At 67.7% G+C, this 18005-nt stretch carries 18 protein-coding genes; 12 read left to right on the forward strand and 6 right to left on the reverse strand.

From position 1 onward, the window contains the following. Positions 1-18: 18 nt before the first annotated feature. The 5 genes from BYZ73_RS11110 to mdh form a co-directional block, all read right to left on the reverse strand. The gene (locus tag BYZ73_RS11110) at positions 19-1611 is read right to left on the reverse strand and encodes a chemotaxis protein CheW (RefSeq protein ID WP_112315999.1); all 1593 of its coding nucleotides are present in this window, start codon (positions 1609-1611) and stop codon (positions 19-21) included. Further along, a complete protein-coding gene (locus BYZ73_RS11115) occupies positions 1608-4415 on the reverse strand; it encodes a methyl-accepting chemotaxis protein (protein WP_112316000.1) in 2808 nt (935 codons plus the stop codon). Before BYZ73_RS11115 ends, BYZ73_RS11110 begins: the two co-directional genes overlap by 4 nt. Before the next feature lie 148 nt (positions 4416-4563). Further along, entirely contained in the window at positions 4564-5259 is a 696-nt protein-coding gene (locus tag BYZ73_RS11120) for a pirin family protein (RefSeq protein WP_112316001.1), read from the reverse strand. A 311-nt stretch (positions 5260-5570) separates the two neighbouring features. Next, the gene (locus BYZ73_RS11125; RefSeq protein WP_112316002.1) at positions 5571-6440 is read right to left on the reverse strand and encodes a putative nucleotide-diphospho-sugar transferase; all 870 of its coding nucleotides are present in this window, start codon (positions 6438-6440) and stop codon (positions 5571-5573) included. Continuing rightward, positions 6424-7386 (reverse strand): malate dehydrogenase, encoded by a 963-nt coding sequence (gene mdh, locus BYZ73_RS11130; protein WP_108027249.1) that lies wholly within the window; start codon positions 7384-7386, stop codon positions 6424-6426. Before mdh ends, BYZ73_RS11125 begins: the two co-directional genes overlap by 17 nt. Positions 7387-7575: 189 nt before the next feature. Here mdh and BYZ73_RS11135 point away from each other — a divergent pair, with 189 nt between their 5' ends. After that, positions 7576-8331 carry a sulfite exporter TauE/SafE family protein gene (locus BYZ73_RS11135; RefSeq protein WP_425451077.1) on the forward strand — a complete coding sequence of 252 codons (756 nt, stop codon included), beginning with the start codon at positions 7576-7578 and terminating at the stop codon, positions 8329-8331. 10 nt (positions 8332-8341) lie between these two features. Here the strand turns inward: BYZ73_RS11135 and BYZ73_RS11140 are convergent, their stop codons facing one another. Continuing rightward, positions 8342-8707 (reverse strand): hypothetical protein, encoded by a 366-nt coding sequence (locus BYZ73_RS11140; RefSeq protein WP_108027247.1) that lies wholly within the window; start codon positions 8705-8707, stop codon positions 8342-8344. Positions 8708-8902: 195 nt separating this feature from the next. Between BYZ73_RS11140 and BYZ73_RS11145 the strand changes: the two genes are divergently transcribed. The 11 genes from BYZ73_RS11145 (at position 8903) to BYZ73_RS11195 (ending at position 17957) form a co-directional block, all read left to right on the forward strand. Next, a complete protein-coding gene (locus BYZ73_RS11145; RefSeq protein WP_112316004.1) occupies positions 8903-9760 on the forward strand; it encodes an HpcH/HpaI aldolase/citrate lyase family protein in 858 nt (285 codons plus the stop codon). After that, entirely contained in the window at positions 9760-10326 is a 567-nt protein-coding gene (locus BYZ73_RS11150; protein ID WP_112316005.1) for an NnrU family protein, read from the forward strand. The genes BYZ73_RS11145 and BYZ73_RS11150 overlap by 1 nt, the downstream gene beginning before the upstream one ends. Continuing rightward, positions 10326-10529 carry a DUF1737 domain-containing protein gene (locus BYZ73_RS11155; protein WP_108027244.1) on the forward strand — a complete coding sequence of 68 codons (204 nt, stop codon included), beginning with the start codon at positions 10326-10328 and terminating at the stop codon, positions 10527-10529. Before BYZ73_RS11150 ends, BYZ73_RS11155 begins: the two co-directional genes overlap by 1 nt. Before the next feature lie 3 nt (positions 10530-10532). Next, positions 10533-11567 carry a MaoC family dehydratase gene (locus BYZ73_RS11160; RefSeq protein WP_112316006.1) on the forward strand — a complete coding sequence of 345 codons (1035 nt, stop codon included), beginning with the start codon at positions 10533-10535 and terminating at the stop codon, positions 11565-11567. An 80-nt stretch (positions 11568-11647) separates the two neighbouring features. Then, a complete protein-coding gene (locus BYZ73_RS11165) occupies positions 11648-12193 on the forward strand; it encodes a hypothetical protein (protein ID WP_146746288.1) in 546 nt (181 codons plus the stop codon). A gap of 148 nt (positions 12194-12341) precedes the next feature. Then, positions 12342-12734 carry a succinate dehydrogenase, cytochrome b556 subunit gene (gene sdhC, locus BYZ73_RS11170; protein ID WP_112316008.1) on the forward strand — a complete coding sequence of 131 codons (393 nt, stop codon included), beginning with the start codon at positions 12342-12344 and terminating at the stop codon, positions 12732-12734. A gap of 14 nt (positions 12735-12748) precedes the next feature. Further along, positions 12749-13120: a succinate dehydrogenase, hydrophobic membrane anchor protein gene (gene sdhD, locus BYZ73_RS11175; protein ID WP_108027241.1), complete on the forward strand. Its 372-nt coding sequence runs from the start codon at positions 12749-12751 to the stop codon at positions 13118-13120. 21 nt (positions 13121-13141) lie between these two features. Beyond that, positions 13142-14947: a succinate dehydrogenase flavoprotein subunit gene (sdhA, locus tag BYZ73_RS11180; protein WP_108027240.1), complete on the forward strand. Its 1806-nt coding sequence runs from the start codon at positions 13142-13144 to the stop codon at positions 14945-14947. A gap of 173 nt (positions 14948-15120) precedes the next feature. Beyond that, complete coding sequence (locus BYZ73_RS11185) at positions 15121-15900, forward strand: succinate dehydrogenase iron-sulfur subunit (RefSeq protein WP_112316009.1); 780 nt, start codon at positions 15121-15123, stop codon at positions 15898-15900. Positions 15901-15910: 10 nt separating this feature from the next. Then, entirely contained in the window at positions 15911-17104 is a 1194-nt protein-coding gene (locus tag BYZ73_RS11190) for a hypothetical protein (protein WP_112316010.1), read from the forward strand. 10 nt (positions 17105-17114) lie between these two features. Further along, the gene (locus BYZ73_RS11195; protein WP_112316011.1) at positions 17115-17957 is read left to right on the forward strand and encodes an urea carboxylase-associated family protein; all 843 of its coding nucleotides are present in this window, start codon (positions 17115-17117) and stop codon (positions 17955-17957) included. The last annotated feature ends 48 nt before the right edge of the window (positions 17958-18005 follow it).

The following is an 18005-nucleotide window of genomic DNA, read 5'->3' on the forward strand; positions in this document are numbered from 1 at the left end:
CCACCGGGAGCGTGCGGGTCAGGCATAGACGTTGTGGTCGTGGAACCTCTCGGCGATGTCGGCGGCCAGCCGGCAGATGTCGAGGCAGGGCAGGACCCGCAGATCGGTGCCCCGGCCGAGGCTGACCATCTGTTCGCGGAACGGCGCCGCGGCGGTGTTGAGCGCGCGCCAGGTCGCGGCCTCGATCCCCTCGACAGAGGGGACCAGAAAGCCGATCCGGCGGTCGCCCGATCCGACCAGCAACACCCTTTGGTGCTGTCCCTTGCGCGGCGCGCCCGCGCCCAGAAAGCGCGACAGGCAAACCAGGGTCGTCGTCGCCCCGTCGACCGAAAAGAACCCGAGGACCCCGGGGAACGGATGGGCGATCGGCGTGATCGCGGCGGGCGGCTCGATGATGCGCGCGACCGACTCGATCGGGGCGGCATGGGCGGTTCCGGCCTGGAAGATCAGATAGCGGCGCCGGTCCCGGACCAGCGCGTCGGGGGAGGGGGGCGCGTCGGTTTCCGGAAGGATTTCGGCCGCGATCCCGGTTGCGTCCACGGTCGCGGTCTCTGCCTCGCCCTCGGGCGGGGCGGACTGGTCCGAGGGCTCCGTGCCGGCGGCCGGGCCGGCGGCGGACGAGGCTGTCCGGACGGCCTGCGGCGCCACCGGCGCCGACATCTCGGCAATGGCCTGCAGCCCTTTCATCTCGCGCAGACGCTCGACCCTGACCACGTAGGTCTGGGCCCCGTCGGAGGCGACGGCGACGGCGGCGACGCTGCCCGCGCCGCTGCCCAGAAGCGCAGGCGCGGCCTGCAGGTCTTTCTGCCGGAAGGTCGCGATATTGCTGATGACATCGACCGCGAGACCGATCAGGCGGTCGCCCGAGAAGCCGAAAACGACGATTTCCGGATTGGGCCGTTCGCGCGCGGCGCCGAGCCCGAGAATGCCGGGGGCGTCGAGCACCGGGATGCGCAGGCCATTCACGGTGACCGATCCGAGGCAGTCGCCGCCGGTCAGCGCGTTGCGTTCGACCTCCTGGCGCGGAAGCGTGCGATGCACCTCGACCGCCGGGGCGGCGAAGGTGGCGCCCCCAGCCCGGAAGGTCAGATAGGCACGCCCTTCGCCGGTCGCGTCGCGGTCGCGTTCGTCGCGGCGGAACCGGGTCGCGGTGGGCAGGCCAGCCAAAGAAAAGATCGCCGCCGGGTCGACCACATTCACCAGCTTGCCGCCGTGAAAGAAGCCGCCCACGAAGAAGGGCGCGTTGGCATCGCCCGAGGCTAGCCGCTGCACGTCGCCGCCGCGGAGCCGTGCGAGGCCCGTAATCGCGTTCACCGCCAGCGCGACGACGCGGTCGCCTTGGGTGAGGATCGCGGCAATACCGGGCTGGCCGCCGACCGGGCCGATCCCCGAGACCGCCCGCGGATCGACCAGCGGAATGATGTGGCCGCGCAGGCGGATCGCGCCCATCAGCGCCGGATGCGCCACCAGAAGCGGCGAAAGCGCGTCGATCGGATAGACCTCGGACAGATGCGCGATGTCGATGCCGATCACCCCGCCGCCCACCTCCATCAGCGCATAGGTCGCCTCGCGGTCGGGAGCGCTGTCAGTGACGGGCGCGGGCTCGGTCATTCTGCGGTGGCCCGGCCGAGGTCTCCGGCCAGGCGCGACAGGGAGGCGGCGGCGGATTCGCCCGCCCCCGCATGAGCCACCATCTGCGTCAGCCCGCCGATGGCCTCTTCGGCCATGCTGCCGATGGCGCGGATCCGTTCCAGCGTCTGTTCGGTACCGGCGGCCGAGCGCAGGATACTTTCATTGGCGCGTTCGATATGCCGGGAAATCTCGCGCGCAGCTTCGCCATTGCGTTCGGCGAGCTTGCGCACCTCGTCGGCCACGATCGAGAACCCCGCCCCATGTTCGCCGGCCCGCGCCGCCTCGATGGCTGCGTTGAAGGCCAGCAGGTTCGTCTGGACCGCGATGTCGCCCACCAGATCGACGATGCCGGTGACCTTGTCGGCGGCCTCGCGGGCGGTGCGCATCTCGGTCAGGGCGCTGTCCAGCAGACGGTCGCCGTTCTGGGCACTGTCCTGCAGCCTTTCGTTGGTGCGAGTCAGCAGGTCGGCATCGCCGCGCAGGGTGTCGTTGACCTTGCGCAGGCTTTCGATCTCGTCGGCGAAGGCGCGGGCCTGGGCGGCGGTCGCGGTTTCCAGCGCGACCTGGGCCGAGATGTCGTAGCCGCACATGACTATCCGCTCGACCTCGCCCCGGCAGTTCTTCAGCGGTGTGTAATTGGCCAGCAGGAAGAGGTCGCGGTCGAAGCGCGCGATATGGTGATAGCGGCCCGATTGCGGCTCGCCCTTGCGCAGCGCCATCCAGAAATCTGTATAGGCGGGCGAACGGATATAGTCGCCTGTGCAGAACGAGCTGTGCGACTGGCCCGCCACCTCGCGCAGCGAATGACCGACGAGCCGCAGGAATCCTTCGTTGGCCTGAAGGATCTTGCCCTCGGGATCGAATTCGACCACCGCCTGGTGGTTCAGGGCAGCCTGCCATCTGCCCTCGAGATCAAGCATCCGGCGTTTCGCCGCGGTGATGTCGACGGCGATCTGGATCACTCTCCCGGGGCGCCCGTCGGGGTCGGCCACGGTATGGAAAACGGTCTGCAGCCAGACCTCGCGCCCGTCGGCATCGACCCAGAGAACCTCGCCCGTGAACCCGTCGCGTTCGCGCAGATCCTCCCAGAACCGGCTGTCCGCGCCGTCCTTCACGCGGTCCTGGTCGAGGAAAAGGCCAAGGCCACGGCCGCGGATATCCTCGATCCGGTGGCCCAACGTGTCGAGCAAGGTGCCGTTGGCGGCAAGGATGCGGCCGGTCAGGTCGTATTCGACGACCATCATCGCGCGGTCGAGCGCGTGCAGTTTTCCCTCGGCCTCTGCTTCGGCCTGGCGGGCGTCGGTCACGTCATGGCCGATGAAGAGCACCGATTGCACCTCGCCGTCGTCGGCGTCGGTCAGCGGCAAGTAGCAGGATGACAGCCAGACCGTGCGTCCATCGGAACCGTGCCGCCGGAAGGTGCCGGAAACCGGCTCGCCGCGAACGATACGGTCCCAGAATTCGTCATGGCGGCGCGAGTCGGCACAGTCGGACGGCACAAAGCTTTTGTGGCTGCGCGATTCGAGATCGGAGGCCGCAATCCCCAGCAGCTTGCAGAACCCGCTGCTGGCGTCGATCAGCCTGCCGTCGGACCGAAATTCGGCGATGGCGACGCGGCTGTCGAGGGCAGCCTGACGGGCGCCGAGCCGGTCGAGATCCTGCTTTTCATGGGTGATGTCGACTGCGATCTCGAAGGCTCCGTCGAATCCGCCCTCGGAATCGGTCAGGGGCAGCAGCTGCGACCGCGTCCAGACCGTGTCCTGGCCGCGAACGGGGCGCGGGATGTCGAGCGCCACGCGCTCGCCCCGGCCGAGCGCGGCCCAGGCTTCGGCAAAGGGCTTGCCGCGTGAGAAGCCGTTCGAGACCAGACGGCGCATAGGCTTGCCGACAAGGTCTTCGGCCTCCTGGCCCAGCAGCGTGCACATCGGGGCCGAAGCCTGTTTCAGATGTCCCTCGGCATCGTAGCGCGCGGTGGCGAGACCGGTTTCGCACAGCGTCGCGATTTCGCGTTCGGCTCGGGCGGTCCGGGCATCGGCATCGACGTCCAGCAGGCATTGCAGCACCCGGTCGATCGACCCGTCGGCAGCGCGGACCGGCACATAGGCCGAGCGCAGCCAGACGGTGCCGCCGGCTCCGGTGCGATGCGGATACCGCCCCTCGACGATCTGGCCCTGGCGCAGCTGGGCCCAGAAGCCGTCATAGCCGGGGGCGCCCGTTGCGGCGTCGGGCCAGAGGTCGCGATGCGGCCGCCCGGCCAGCGCCGCGCCGGTCTGGCCCAGAATCGCCGCGGCGCGGTCGTTGACCTCGATCACGGTGCCGCCGGCATCGAAGGCAATGAGGCCGACCGCGGCCTCGAGCGGCGACCAGCGCCCGGCCGGGTCCGCCGCCGCCTCGGGCGTGGGATGACCGATGACCGAGAGCCGGAGGCTGCCATCGGCGCAGACCACGACGACGCTGCGCATCTGCATCGCATGTGCGCTTCCCGAACGGCTGCCGATGAAGCGGCCGGACCAGACCGGATCGGTCCCGGCGACGGCGCGGTCCCAGAGATCGTCCGAGGTCTGACCGGGGATGGCGACGAGGCTGGCGAAATCGTTCACCTCAAGCGCGTCCTCGGACAGCTCCAGCAGGAACACCGTGGCGTCGCTGGCCGCGACCAGGCACCGCGTCTCCATGTCGAAGCTCAGCACGTAGGCATCGTTGAGGATCTGTGCGCCAAGAGCCTGGGACAGGGCGGTGGCGAAATCTGGGGCGTCTTGCGCGGCTTCGGCGTTCGAGGTCATTTCCGGTCCTTCGCGGTGCGAGGCGCTCGCGGCGTTTCTGCCGCGGTGCTGTCGGCGACCGTCTTAGCTTGCGACACTTAAGACGAGGTTTCCGAAATTCCGTGGAATCTCGGGCCGTCCAGCGAGGCGCCGCCCGGACCTGCCCCTTTCAGGGGGCCATGTCGAAGATCAGGAGCGCGCCGTCGGTCCGCCATGTCAGCGGCGGCGGCGTGTCCTCAAGTTGCAGCCCGTCGCCGGCCACGAGCCTTTCGCCGTCGATGGCGGCGAGCCCTTCGACCAGCTGCACGAAGACCTTGCGGCCCGGCTCGACCGCGATTTGGGTCCCGGTCCCCGCCGTCGGCCGGGCGTACAGCACCCGGCTGTCGGACCCAAGCTCAAGCGGCGCCCCGCCATCGCGGCCCGCCGCCAGCAGCACCGGTTCGGTCCCGGCCGCGGGCAATGCGATGCGCCGGTACGAAGGCGTGCCGCCGGTGCGGTCGGGGATCAGCCAGATCTGCAGCAGATGGACCGGATCGTCGGGCGAGGGGTTCGATTCGGAATGCGTGACGCCCCGGCCAGCGCGCATCAGCTGAAGCTCGCCCGGTCCGATCTCGAAGCTGTTGCCAAGGCTGTCGGCATGGCGGACCCGGCCCGACAGCACCAGCGTCAGGATGTCGATATCGGCATGGTCATGGGGGGGGAAGCCCGCGCCGGGGACGATCCGGTCCTCGTTCACCACGCGGAGCCGACCGAAGCCCATCCGGGCCGGGTCGCGGAACCCGCCGAAGGAAAAGCTGTGAAAGGCGTCGAGCCAGCCCGTCCGGGTGCGGCCGCGGCTCATGTTGTCGTGGATCAGGATCGGCATCCGGGGGCTCCTTTCTGTACGGATGGTCTGGGAACGGACGACGGGGCGCGGGACCGATGGCAGGGGGCCGGGCGCGTCAGGAACCGGTGCGGGCGGCTACAGGTCTTCGGGGACAGCGGCCAAACGGGGCACGGATCCCGGGGCTCATGGGCGGGCGGCCTGCGCCGAGCTGTCCCTTGGCTCGTGGGTCCGGAAAGGCCGGCAGGAAGGTGTTCCGGCGGATTTGTGGCGGGGATATGGGGGCTGGGGCGGCCGCCGTAATCCGGCAGCCGCTCACAGGGTCTGTGCGCGGATCGGCGAGCCGGATCCGGTCAGGAGGACGTACGGGATGCCCCGCCGAAGAGACGCCGGCGGAGGCCCGCGCCAAGGCGGGTTTCGGCGCGCTCGCCGTCCGAGGTCAGCTGCTTGTCGCCGCGGATCTGGTTGCGCAGCAGCGCCATGAACGGCCAGCCGTAGACGCCGCGCGGAGAAATATCCTTTCCCGCCTTGGCGTTGCGCACGAAGCGCTGGCTGTGCAGGATACGCGGCGCCGGGACCGTCCAGTTGCTGGTGTAAAGCCGCTCGTGCTTGCGGAGGTTGTATTCCTCGGGCAGCACATGCACCGTCAGATCGCTTTCCCACAGCAGTTCGCGCAGCACCGGCTGATCGGCGCCGCCCTTGCGGACCTCGGCCACCAGATATTGCCAGTCCTCGAAGAAACGCGTGGTCTTCTCGTTGCGGCGGAAGGCGATGACGCCGCCGTTCATCTGCGGGAAAGCATTGGGAAAGCTGCGCCGCCAGAACCGGTTGGCAAAGCGCTGGTTGCGGTTCTGCACCTGGCAGGCGGCCAGATCGTACTTGTTCAGCACCCAGAACATGTCGCTGACATCGGCGGTCAGCACGAGGTCGACGTCGATCAGCAGCGTCCGCTGGAACCGCGACCTGAGTGCTGCCTCGAATTTCGGCCGGAAGAACGACCGCGAGAGCACATGCACCTCGTCGAAGACGCCGGGCGTGGCCTCGCCGTCGCAGAAAAGATCGACCCTCAGGCCGGGATTGGTGGCCCGGACCGAGGCCGCCGCCTGTTCGGCAAGCCGGATATAGACATCGCCCGACGCAGAAAGAACTACGCCGCAGTCATCTGCGGCGTAGTCGATCTCGGTGCGCCAGTCGGCGGCGAGAGGCTCAGGCGAGGCTGTCATCGATGGCCTTGCAGGCCTCGACCAGGCCGCGCACGGCGTCGACCGACTTATCGAACATCTCCTGCTCGGGCTTGTCGAGCTTGATGTCGACCACGCGTTCGATGCCGCCGGCACCGATCACGGTCGGCACGCCCACGTAAAGGCCCTTGAGCCCGAGGGCGCCGTCGACCCAGGCCGCGCAGGGCAGCAGGCGCTTCTGGTCCTTCAGATAGGCCTCGGCCATCTCGATCGCCGAGGTGGCGGGGGCGTAATAGGCCGACCCGGTCTTCAGGAGGCCGACGATTTCGGCGCCGCCGTCACGGGTGCGCTGCACGATCGCGTCGAGCTTGTCCTGGGTGGTCCAGCCCATCTGCACCAGATCGGGCAGCGGGACGCCGCCGACGGTCGAGTAGCGGGTCAGCGGCACCATGGTGTCGCCATGGCCGCCCAGCACGAAGGCGGTCACGTCCTTCATCGAGACATTGAACTCGAGGCTGAGGAAGTGGCGGAAACGGGCGCTGTCGAGAACGCCGGCCATGCCGACGACCTTCTCGGCCGGAAGGCCCGAATACTGCTGCAGCGCCCAGACCATCGCGTCGAGCGGGTTGGTGATGCAGATCACGAAGGCGTTCGGGGCGTTGTCACGGATGCCTTCGCCGACCGATTTCATGACCTTGAGGTTGATGCCCAGAAGGTCGTCGCGGCTCATGCCCGGCTTGCGCGGCACGCCGGCGGTCACGATGCAGACATCGGCGCCCGCGATGTCGGCGTAATCGGTCGTGCCCTTCAGCGCCGCATCGAAGCCTTCGGAGGGACCGGATTCGGCGATGTCGAGCGCCTTGCCCTGGGGCACCCCATCGGCGATGTCGAAAAGAACGACGTCGCCCAGTTCCTTGATCGCGGCGAGATGGGCGAGCGTGCCGCCGATCTGCCCCGCGCCGATGAGAGCGATCTTGGGTCTGGCCATGTCTGAATGTTCCCCGATTGGTTGGTTCCGGCGCGATGCCTAGTCCTTTGGCGCCTTCGGCGCAAGGCTGCCGCAATGCAGCAGACCTGTCCAGACGGTTCCGCCGGGCGCGCCGATGGGCTAGACCGGCGGGCAAGAAGGGCGGGCAAGACCCGTTCCTGCCTGTTCCGAAGCCCGGAGGTCCCTGCCGTGATCGAGTTCGATCCGTTCTTCTTTGCCGTGACGATCCCGGCGATCCTGTTCGCGGGCCTCTCGAAAGGCGGCTTCGGCGGCGGGGTGGCTTTCGCCGGTTCGGCGGTGATGGTCGTGATTCTGGGCCCGGCGGTGGCGCTGGGGGTGACGCTGCCGCTTTTGATGCTGATGGATGTGACCGCGCTGAGGCCCTACTGGCGGCGCTGGGACGGGGGGGCGGCGCGGGTGCTGATCCTGGGCGCGGTGCCGGGCATCGCGCTGGCGGCGGCGGTCTTCCACCTGACCGACCCGGATGTCTTCCGGGTGCTGATCGGGCTGGTGGCGCTGGGCTTCGTGGGGTTCCAGCTGGCGGTCAAGATGAAGCTGATCCCCGCGCGGGAAAAGCCCTTCGGGCGGCCTGCCGGGGCGATTTCAGGTGCCGTGGCCGGGTTCACCAGCTTCGTCAGCCATGCCGGAGGGCCGCCGGTCGCCGTCTACCTGCTGTCGCAACGGCTGGACAAGACCACGTTCCAGGCGACCACGGTGCTGGTCTTCTGGGCGATCAACCTGCTGAAGTTCGGGCCCTACGCCTTTCTAGGTATCTTCACCGCCGATACGTGGCTCGCGGTGCTGCTGCTGGCGCCGGTCGCGATCCTGGGCGTCTGGCTGGGGGTCCGGGCGCACCGGCTGGTGCCGGAGCGCTGGTTCTTCGGCATCACCTATGTCGCGCTGACGCTGACCGGGGCGAAGCTTCTGTGGGACGGACTGACCTGAGGCGCCGCATCTAAAGCCCCTGGCCCGAGGGCTCGTCCAGCGCCTCGAAGGACCCGCCGCTGGCGATCAGGCAGGTCAGGCCGTTGGCAAAGGTGCCGGTGACGGTCCAGGTCCCGGTCTGGGTATTGGCGAAGACCTCGACCACTGCATTGTTGGCGGCCAGGCCTATCGCCTGACGCGACTCGCCATAGCGGTCGCGCAGCTGGGACAGGATGCCCTCGCGCGGGCCGCATTGGCGCTGGGCCTGGGACTGAACCTGGGTTTGCGCCCCGGCCGGGACGGGCAGTGCAAGCACGGGCCAGACGACCAGTGCCGCCGCCAGTGCAAGTGCGGGGCGGTCGGACAGGGGACGGCAAAGGGGCAGGGGGGCGCGCATGGCGGGCTCCTTTCGCGGAAGCTGGGGCTGGGGCTGGGACGGAAACACTCGCTTGCGCACAGGATTGCGTGAGCTTCGCCAAGACCGCCCTAGCGGGGCGCGCGTTGCATTTTCTGCGGTGCGGCGCAAAAGGGGTTGCGCATTCTGACTCTCGCGTGTTGGTTTGCGCAACAAAATGACTCCGGAGGAGAATCAATGGACCCGCGCGCCCGCCCCTTCCGTTCGGTGCTGTATATTCCCGGTTCCAAGGACCGCGCGCTTGAGAAGGCGCGGGGCCTGCCGGTCGACGCGATCATCTTCGATCTCGAGGATGCCGTCGCAGTCGAGGAAAAACCCGCGGCGCGGACCCTGCTGGCCGAGACGCTGACGGCGGGCGGCTATGGCGGCCGGTTCAAGATCGTGCGAGTGAATGGCTTCGACACGCCCTGGGGCCGGGACGATGTGGCCGCCATTGCGGGGGCCGGGGCCGATGCGGTGCTGCTGCCCAAGGTCGAGACCACGGCCCAGCTGGACGATCTGGCCGCCGCGATCCCGGATGTGCCGCTTTGGGCGATGATGGAGACGCCCAAGGGCATCCTGAATGCCGCCGCGCTGGCCGCGCATCCGCGGCTCGAGGGCTTTGTGATGGGCACCAACGATCTGGCCAAGGAGCTGGGCTGCCGGTTCCGGCCCGACCGGCTGGCGCTGATGGGCAGCCTGACGCACTGCCTGCTGGCCGCGCGCGCCCATGGCATCGTCGCGGTCGACGGGGTCTACAACGCCTTCAAGGACGAGGCCGGGCTGCAGGCCGAATGCGATCAGGGCCGCGATCTGGGCTTCGACGGCAAGACCCTGATCCACCCGGCGCAGGTCGCCATCGCCAATGCCGCCTTCGCCCCCACCGAGTCCGAGATCGACCTGGCCCGCCGCCAGATCGCCGCCTTCGAAGAGGCCGAGCGCGCCGGGCAGGGCGTTGCCGTGGTGGATGGCCGCATTGTCGAGAATCTGCATATCGTTACGGCCAGAGAGACGCTGGCCAAGGCGGCCGCGATTGCAGAACTGGAGGCGGTCTGATGTTTCTTCTTATTCTCGGCGTGGCTCTCTGGAGCTTTGCGCATCTCTTCAAGCGGCTCTTCCCGGGCGTCCGCGCGATGCTGGACGACAAGCTGGGCGTGGCGTCGAAGGCGCTGTTCGCGGTGCCGCTGGTCGTTTCGGTCGTGCTGATGGTGATCGGCTACCAGTCCGCCGGGCTGCCGCAGCGCTTTGCCGGGCCGTCCTGGCTGATCCACGTCAACAACACGCTGATGCTGGGTGCGGTCGCGCTCTTCGGGGTCGGCAGTTCGAAAAGCCACGCGCGGCAATGGTTCCGCCATCCGATGCTCTATGGCTTCATCACCTGGGCGGTGGCGCATCTGCTGGTCAACTGGGACCTTGCCTCGATCATCCTGTTCGGCGGTCTGGGTGCCTGGGCGGTGGCCGAGATCGTGCTGATCAACAAGACCGAGAAGGGTGTCACCCGCTATACCGGCGGCACGCTGAAAGGCGACCTGCGGCTCGCGGGGATCGCGGTCGCGCTTTATATCGTCATCATCCTTCTGCACATCTGGGCAGGCGTGATGCCGCTGCCGATGGCGTCGTGATGCAAGCCTACCGCCTGCTGACCGAGGAGGATACCTCGGCCTTTTGCCACAAGGTGACAGCGGCTCTGGCGCAGGGCTGGGCGCTTTACGGCTCGCCCGCCTATGCCCACGACCCCGCGACCGGCAAGATGCGCTGTGCCCAGGCGGTGGTGAAGGATGTCGAGGGCGATTACGCCCCCGACCTGAAACTGGGAGAGCTCTGAGCCATGGCCAAGACCAATCCGGGTCGTTTCTTCGAGGATTACGCGGTGGGGCAAGTGATCGCCCATGCCGTGCCGCGCACCCTGTCGGGGGGCGAGCGCGCGCTGTATCACGCGCTGTATCCGGCGCGGCATGCGCTTTATTCCTCGGATGCCTTCGCGGCCGCCTGCGGTCTGGGCGTGGCCCCGCTGGACGATCTGATCGCGTTTCATACGGTCTTTGGCAAGACGGTGCCCGATATCTCGCTGAACGCGGTGGCCAATCTGGGCTATGCCGAGGGGCGCTGGCACCGTCCCGTGCGAGCGGGCGATACGCTTCGGTCGCAATCCGAGGTGATCGGGCTCAAACAGAACTCGAACGGCAAGTCGGGCGTGGTCTGGGTCAGGACCCGGGGGCTGAACCAGCGCGACGAACTGGTGCTCGACTATGTGCGCTGGGTGATGGTGCGCAAGCGCGACACGGACGCCCCGGCGCCCGAAACCGTCGTGCCCGACCTGGCCGAGGTTGTCGCGGCAAGCGATCTGGTGCTGCCCGAGGGGCTCGATTTCACCGGCTATGATTTCACCCTGGCGGGCGAGCCGCACCGGCTGGCCGATTACGAGATCGGCGAGGTCATCGACCATGTCGACGGGGTGACCGTCGAGGAGGCCGAACACATGCAGGCCACCCGGCTCTGGCAGAACACCGCCAAGGTGCATTTCGACGCCACGTTCCGCGAGGATGGCAGGCGGCTGATCTATGGCGGTCATGTCATCAGCCTGGCGCGTGCGCTGTCCTTCAACGGGCTGGCCAATGCGCAGATGATCGTCGGGCTGAACGGCGGGGCCCACGCCAACCCCTGTTTCGCGGGCGATACCGTCCGTGCCTGGTCCGAGGTGCTGGACAAAGCCGAGACGTCGGCACCGGGCGTCGGCGCGATCCGGTTGCGGCTGGTGGCGGTCAAGGCGGGCGGGGTGCCGGGCGCGCTGCGCGGAGAGGATGGCAAGTACCGGCCCGAGGTGCTGCTGGATCTCGATTACTGGGCACTGATGCCGGTCTAGGGAAGACCGCCGGTTCGTGCTAGGCTGCGAGGGTCTTCTGGCCCTCGTTTTGCTTTGCGCGGATGTTGAACAGGCTTGCATTGATCGGAACCTTCGTTGGCGGTGCCGCGAGCATGGGTCTTCTGGGGCTTGGGGGCTTCGACGTCCTGCACGACCCGGTGCCCCGGACCGCCGCAGAGGCCGTGGCCCAGCTGACCCGGATCGCCGAATGCATGGACCGGATCGTCGGCGACACGACCGACCCCGCGGCGCGGGCGGCCATCGTGACCGAGGCGACGCGGGTGGCGGCCGTGGCGGCCCGGCCGCTGGACGACGCGACCGCCGTGATCGCCCATGTGAGTTTCGGCGTCTTCGACCTGCCCGCGCTTCAGACCTGGGAGGTCGAGGCCAGCGACGGCCGGACCATCCCGCTGACGGTCCAGAGCGGCGGTCCAGAGCGACGGGGCAGGGCATGTCGTCCTGGTCTTCGACGGAAAGGCCTACCGGCTGGGGGGCGGCAAGTTCCTCGGCTACGAAAGCGGGGGCGACATCTGCCGGTTGCTGCTGGTGCGGCAGGTGCCAAGCGTCGGGTACCGCTTTCGGTGGCGTCGCCTGTCGGATCACAAGGAACCGATCTGAAAGCGTGATCACGACCCCTCAAGCCGTGATCACAAACATCATTTTTTCGCGGTCGCAGCGGAAAAACATGCGCAATTCGGCGTTCACACCGTGACTCCGCCTCAAAAAACGGTATCACATCGCCCCACAGCAGACCCCCAGCACGAGAGGGACCCCATGGCTGACATCGAACGGGGAAACCGCCCGCTTTCCCCCCATCTTCAGATCTACCGTCCGCAGATCACGTCGGTGACGTCGATCTTTACCCGCGTGACCGGCAATGCGCTCATTCTCGGCGCGGTGCTGATCGTGTGGTGGCTGATCGCTGCCGGCACCGGGCCCGAAGCCTTCGCCCGCGCGGACTGGGTGCTGACCTCGTGGCTGGGCAATCTGGTGATGTTCGGCTCGCTCTGGGCGCTCTGGTATCACACGCTGGCCGGGATCCGTCACGTCATCTGGGACAACGGCTACGGGCTTGAACTCGAAACCGCCGAAAAGCTCGGCTGGATCGTGATCTTCGGGTCCGGCGTGCTGACCGTCCTGACCATCCTGACCCTGTGGATCTTCTGAAGGAGGCCCGCGACATGCGCTATCTCACCGACCGAAAGCGTGCCGAAGGGCTCGGCGCGTCGAAGGCAGGCACCGAACACCACTGGTACATGAATGTCAGCGGCGTCGGTCTGACCCTTCTGATCCCGTTCTTCGTCTTCATCGTCGGGACCTCTCTGGGCGCGCCCTATGAAGAGGTCGTCGCCACCCTGTCGCAGCCGTTCCCCGCGGTGATCGTGGGTCTGACCATCGCGGCCGGCATGCTGCATTTCCGCCGCGGCGCGCAGATGATGATCGAGGACTACTGGGGCGGCATGACCCGCAAGGTCATGCTGTGGACCGTGATCTGCCTGAGCTACCTGGTGATGGCGGCGGGCCTTTACGCGATCGTCCGGATCGCGATCTGAAGCTAACGGAGAGCAGGGTTCATGGCCGCTTACGAATACGAGACGCATGACTACGACGTGGTGGTTGTTGGGGCCGGCGGCGCCGGTCTGCGCGCCACGCTGGGCATGGCCGAACAGGGCCTCCGCACCGCCTGCGTGACCAAGGTCTTCCCGACCCGGTCGCATACGGTGGCAGCCCAGGGCGGCATCGCCGCAAGCCTGGGCAACATGGGGCCCGACAACTGGCAATGGCACATGTACGACACCGTCAAGGGGTCGGACTGGCTGGGCGATACCGACGCGATGGAGTATCTCGTCCGCGAGGCGCCCAAGGCGGTCTACGAGCTGGAACATTACGGCGTGCCCTTCTCGCGCACCGAGGCGGGCAAGATCTACCAGCGCCCCTTCGGCGGCCATACCACCGAATTCGGCGAAGGCCCGCCGGTGCAGCGCACCTGTGCCGCGGCCGACCGCACCGGCCATGCGATCCTGCACACGCTTTACGGCCAGAGCCTCAAGGAAAAGGCGGAGTTCTTCATCGAATACTTCGCCATCGACCTTCTGATGTCCGAGGACGGGCAGTGCCAGGGCGTGCTGGCCTGGAAGCTCGATGACGGCACGCTGCATGTCTTTGCCGCCAAGATGGTGGTGTTGGCGACCGGCGGCTACGGGCGCGCCTATTTCTCGGCCACCTCGGCGCATACCTGCACCGGCGATGGCGGCGGCATGGTCGCGCGGGCCGGTCTGCCGCTGCAGGACATGGAGTTCGTGCAGTTCCACCCGACCGGCATCTACGGTTCGGGCTGCCTCATCACCGAGGGGGCGCGCGGCGAGGGCGGCTATCTGACCAACTCGGAAGGCGAGCGGTTCATGGAACGCTACGCGCCGACCTACAAGGATCTGGCCTCGCGTGATGTCGTGTCGCGCTGCATGACCATCGAGATCCGCGAGGGCCGGGGTGTGGGCGCGAACAAGGATCATATCCACCTGAACCTCAGCCACCTGCCGCCCGAGACGCTTGCCGAGCGCCTGCCGGGCATCTCCGAAAGCGCCAAGATCTTCGCCGGTGTCGATGTCACCAAGGAGCCGATCCCGGTTCTGCCGACGGTGCATTACAACATGGGCGGCATTCCCACGAACTACTGGGGCGAGGTGCTGAACCCGGTCGAGGGCGATCCCGACCGCGTGGCGCCGGGCCTGATGGCGGTGGGCGAGGCGGGCTGCGCCTCTGTCCATGGCGCGAACCGGCTCGGGTCGAACTCGCTGATCGATCTCGTGGTCTTCGGCCGGGCGGCCGCGATCCGCGCGGGGCAGATCGTCGATCCCTCGACCGCGGTGCCGCTGCCGTCTAAGGCCTCGATCGACAAGGCGCTGGGCCGGATGGACGGGCTGCGCCACGCGAAGGGCACGGTCACGACGGCCGAGCTGCGGCTGGAAATGCAGAAGACGATGCAGGCCGACGCGGCCGTCTTCCGGACCGACAAGTCGCTGGCCGACGGTGTCGAGAAGATGACCGCGGTCGCGGGCAAGCTCGATGACATCAAGGTGTCGGATCGCTCGATGATCTGGAACTCGGACCTGATGGAAACGCTGGAGCTGACCAACCTGATGCCGAATGCGCTGGCCACCGTGGTCGCGGCCGAGGCGCGCAAGGAAAGCCGTGGCGCCCATGCCCACGAGGACTATCCCGATCGCGACGATGCCAACTGGCGCAAGCACTCGCTGTCGCGCGTTGACGGCGCGTCGGTCGATCTGACCTACCGGCCGGTGCATCTGGACCCGCTGACCCGGACCGAGGATGGCGGCATCGACCTGAAGAAGATCGCGCCCAAGGCGCGCGTCTACTGAGCCGGGGGATGGTCGGGCCGAGCCTTACGCCGACGGTACGGCCCGACACGATCCGGCGTTCGGGGGCCAAGGCTCGGGTCCCCATGCCCCTTGTTGGCCGCCCTGCGCCCGTTGCCCGGCGCGGCGGTCCCCAGACCGAACGCCTGTGCGTCTAGCCAAGAAAGGTTGAACCCATGGTTGAACTCACGCTTCCCAAGAATTCGGTCGTGAAGACCGGCAAGACCTGGCCGAAGCCGCAAGGTGCCACCAATATCCGCACCTTCCGCATCTATCGCTGGGACCCGGATACCGGCGAGAACCCGCGGGTCGACACCTATTTCGTCGATCTCGACACCTGCGGCCCGATGGTTCTCGACGCGCTGATCAAGATCAAGAACGAGATCGACCCGACCCTGACCTTCCGCCGGTCCTGCCGCGAGGGCATCTGCGGGTCCTGCGCGATGAATATTGACGGTGTCAACACGCTGGCCTGTACCCGCGGCATGGACGAAATCGCGGGCGACGTGAAGATCTACCCGCTGCCGCACATGCCGGTGGTCAAGGACCTCGTGCCCGACCTCACCCATTTCTATGCCCAGCATGCAAGCGTCATGCCCTGGCTCGAAACCAAGTCGAACACGCCCGCCAAGGAATGGCGCCAGTCCATCGAGGACCGCAAGAAGCTCGACGGGCTTTACGAATGCATCATGTGCGCCAGCTGCTCGACCTCCTGCCCGTCCTACTGGTGGAATGGCGACAAGTATCTGGGGCCGGCAGCCTTGCTGCACGCCTATCGCTGGATCATCGACAGCCGCGACGAGGCTACGGGCGAGCGTCTGGATTCGCTGGAAGATCCGTTCAAGCTTTATCGCTGCCACACCATCATGAACTGCACCAAGACCTGCCCTAAGGGGCTGAACCCGGCCAAGGCCATCGCCTCGATCAAGAAGATGATGGTCGAGCGGACGGTCTGACGCGCGCCCGGTGCTGCGCGATATCCTGATCCTCGGCACGGCGGCGGCAGGCCTGCTTCTGGTCCTGTCGCCGCCGATGCGGCGCTGGCGGTTCTGGCGGGCGATGGTGACGCCGCTTGCCTCGATCATCGGCTCGGGCTTCCTGGTGCTGGGACCGATCCTGAACCAGAGCCTCGGGATCTGGTCGCCCGCGGCGATGGCGGCCTTGGCGCTGATCGCCCTGGGCTTCGGCGGCGCGATCCGCTACAGCATCGCGGCCGGGGCCCATGGCAACCCGCCCGGCCGCCTCGGCGCCCTCGCGGAAACCGCGGCGGGCTGGACGCTGGCGTTTTCCTACGTCATCTCGGTTGCCTATTACCTGAACCTTCTGGGCGCCTTCGCGGTCCGCCTGACGCCCTTCGACGCGCCCCTCAACGCCCGGATCGTGACCACCGCGGTCTTCCTGCTGATCCTCGGGGTTGGCGTGACCCGAGGGTTCGAGGCGCTGGAAGGGCTCGAGAAATACGCGGTCAGCCTGAACCTTGCGGCAATCTGCGGGCTTCTGGTCGGGCTCGGGCTCTTCTTCGGCGAGACGGCCGCCACCACCGGCCCGGTGCTCACGCCCGCCAGCGTGAGCCCATGGGCCGCGCTGACGCTGTTCTTCGGCCTGATCGTGACAGTGCAGGGCTTCGAGACCTCGCGCTATCTTGGCGCCGAATATGACGCCGATCTCAGGATCCGATCCATGCGGGGCGCGCAATATGTCTCGACCGCGATCTATCTCGTCTATGTCACGCTCCTGGTTCTGTGCTTTGCACCGGGCACGGGCGCGCTCGACGATACCGCCATCATCGGCCTGACCGCGACGGTCTCGCCGCTTCTGCCGCTGGTGCTGACGGTGGCGGCGCTGGCCGCCCAGTTCAGCGCCTCGGTCGCCGACACGACCGGCGCGGGCGGGCTGGTCGCGGAACGCTCGAAAGGGCTTGTCGGCAACCGCGCGGCCTATGCGGTTCTGGTTGCGGCGGGCATCGGACTGACCTGGACGGCGGATGTCTTTGCGATCATCTCCTATGCCTCGCGGGCTTTCGCGCTTTATTACGCGCTGGAAGCCGTAATCGCGACGCTGGCCGCGCGCCGGGCGGGGCAGGGCGGCCGCGCCGCGGGCTTTGCGGCCCTTGCCGTGCTGGGGCTTGTCATCGCGCTTCTCGGCCGCCCGGTTGAATAAGGAGCCCCTGATGCCGACCGAACCCGCCGATGCCGCCGACCGCCGGGCCGCCGCCCCGGTCGTCTGCTATCCGCCCGAAAGCCTGCCCGCGCCGCCGATGGCACTTTATGACCGGCTCCGTGCCGGCATGACCGGGGTCGCACAACTCGAGATCCCTGCCCGCGACGCCCGCGCCTTCCGCGTTCCGGCGGGCCATGTGCTGCGGATTTCCTGCATCGAGGGGCCGCAGGTCGGCGATCTGAACCTCTGGAACGCCCATGACCTGTCCGAGCGGTTCTATTCCGGCAAGACCCGCGCGCTGCATGGCACGCATGTCGGCACCGGCGACCGGCTCTGGTCGAGCTTCCCGCATCTGCGCCCGATGGCCACCGTCATCGCCGACAGTCTGGGCTGGTACGGCTTCGATGCCGACGGTGCGGGCGTCCATGACGTGATCGGCACACGCTGCGATCCCTATACCAATGGCCGCCTCGGCGGCGCGCCCTTCCACCGCTGCTGCCATTCGAACCTGATCCGGGCGCTTGCCGCCGAAACCGGCCTCGATTCGGCGAAGGCCGAGCCGCTTGTCCATGACGTTCTGAACGTCTTCATGTGCACGGGCTTCACCCGCGACACCCACCGCTATTTCACCAAGGCAAGCCCTGTCCGGCCGGGCGACCACCTTGATCTCTTCGCCGAGATCGACCTGCTTTGCGCGCTCAGCGCCTGCCCCTGGGGCGATTGCAGCGGCAATTCGACGGACCAAGCGCGCTGCCATCCGCTGGGCGTCGAGATCTTCGCTCCGGCCCCAGGCGCGCTCGACGGCTGGACCCCGCCCACGCCCGCGCCCTACGACCGCTCGCACGGGCTCTGATCTTCTTCTTGGCCTAAATACCCAAGCCGCAACGCCCGTCGGTTGCCC

The organism is Rhodovulum viride, assembly GCF_003265965.1.
Classification (GTDB): Bacteria; Pseudomonadota; Alphaproteobacteria; order Rhodobacterales; family Rhodobacteraceae; genus Rhodovulum; species Rhodovulum kholense.

Coding starts and splice junctions, on each gene's coding strand:
- BYZ73_RS11110 (WP_112315999.1), bottom strand. CDS start 1,611: ATGACCGAGCCCGCGCCCGTCACTGACAGCGCTCCCGACCGCGAGGCG.
- BYZ73_RS11115 (WP_112316000.1), bottom strand. CDS start 4,415: ATGACCTCGAACGCCGAAGCCGCGCAAGACGCCCCAGATTTCGCCACC.
- BYZ73_RS11120 (WP_112316001.1), bottom strand. CDS start 5,259: ATGCCGATCCTGATCCACGACAACATGAGCCGCGGCCGCACCCGGACG.
- BYZ73_RS11125 (WP_112316002.1), bottom strand. CDS start 6,440: ATGACAGCCTCGCCTGAGCCTCTCGCCGCCGACTGGCGCACCGAGATC.
- mdh (WP_108027249.1), bottom strand. CDS start 7,386: ATGGCCAGACCCAAGATCGCTCTCATCGGCGCGGGGCAGATCGGCGGC.
- BYZ73_RS11140 (WP_108027247.1), bottom strand. CDS start 8,707: ATGCGCGCCCCCCTGCCCCTTTGCCGTCCCCTGTCCGACCGCCCCGCA.
- BYZ73_RS11145 (WP_112316004.1), top strand. CDS start 8,903: ATGGACCCGCGCGCCCGCCCCTTCCGTTCGGTGCTGTATATTCCCGGT.
- BYZ73_RS11150 (WP_112316005.1), top strand. CDS start 9,760: ATGTTTCTTCTTATTCTCGGCGTGGCTCTCTGGAGCTTTGCGCATCTC.
- BYZ73_RS11155 (WP_108027244.1), top strand. CDS start 10,326: ATGCAAGCCTACCGCCTGCTGACCGAGGAGGATACCTCGGCCTTTTGC.
- BYZ73_RS11160 (WP_112316006.1), top strand. CDS start 10,533: ATGGCCAAGACCAATCCGGGTCGTTTCTTCGAGGATTACGCGGTGGGG.
- sdhC (WP_112316008.1), top strand. CDS start 12,342: ATGGCTGACATCGAACGGGGAAACCGCCCGCTTTCCCCCCATCTTCAG.
- sdhD (WP_108027241.1), top strand. CDS start 12,749: ATGCGCTATCTCACCGACCGAAAGCGTGCCGAAGGGCTCGGCGCGTCG.
- sdhA (WP_108027240.1), top strand. CDS start 13,142: ATGGCCGCTTACGAATACGAGACGCATGACTACGACGTGGTGGTTGTT.
- BYZ73_RS11185 (WP_112316009.1), top strand. CDS start 15,121: ATGGTTGAACTCACGCTTCCCAAGAATTCGGTCGTGAAGACCGGCAAG.
- BYZ73_RS11195 (WP_112316011.1), top strand. CDS start 17,115: ATGCCGACCGAACCCGCCGATGCCGCCGACCGCCGGGCCGCCGCCCCG.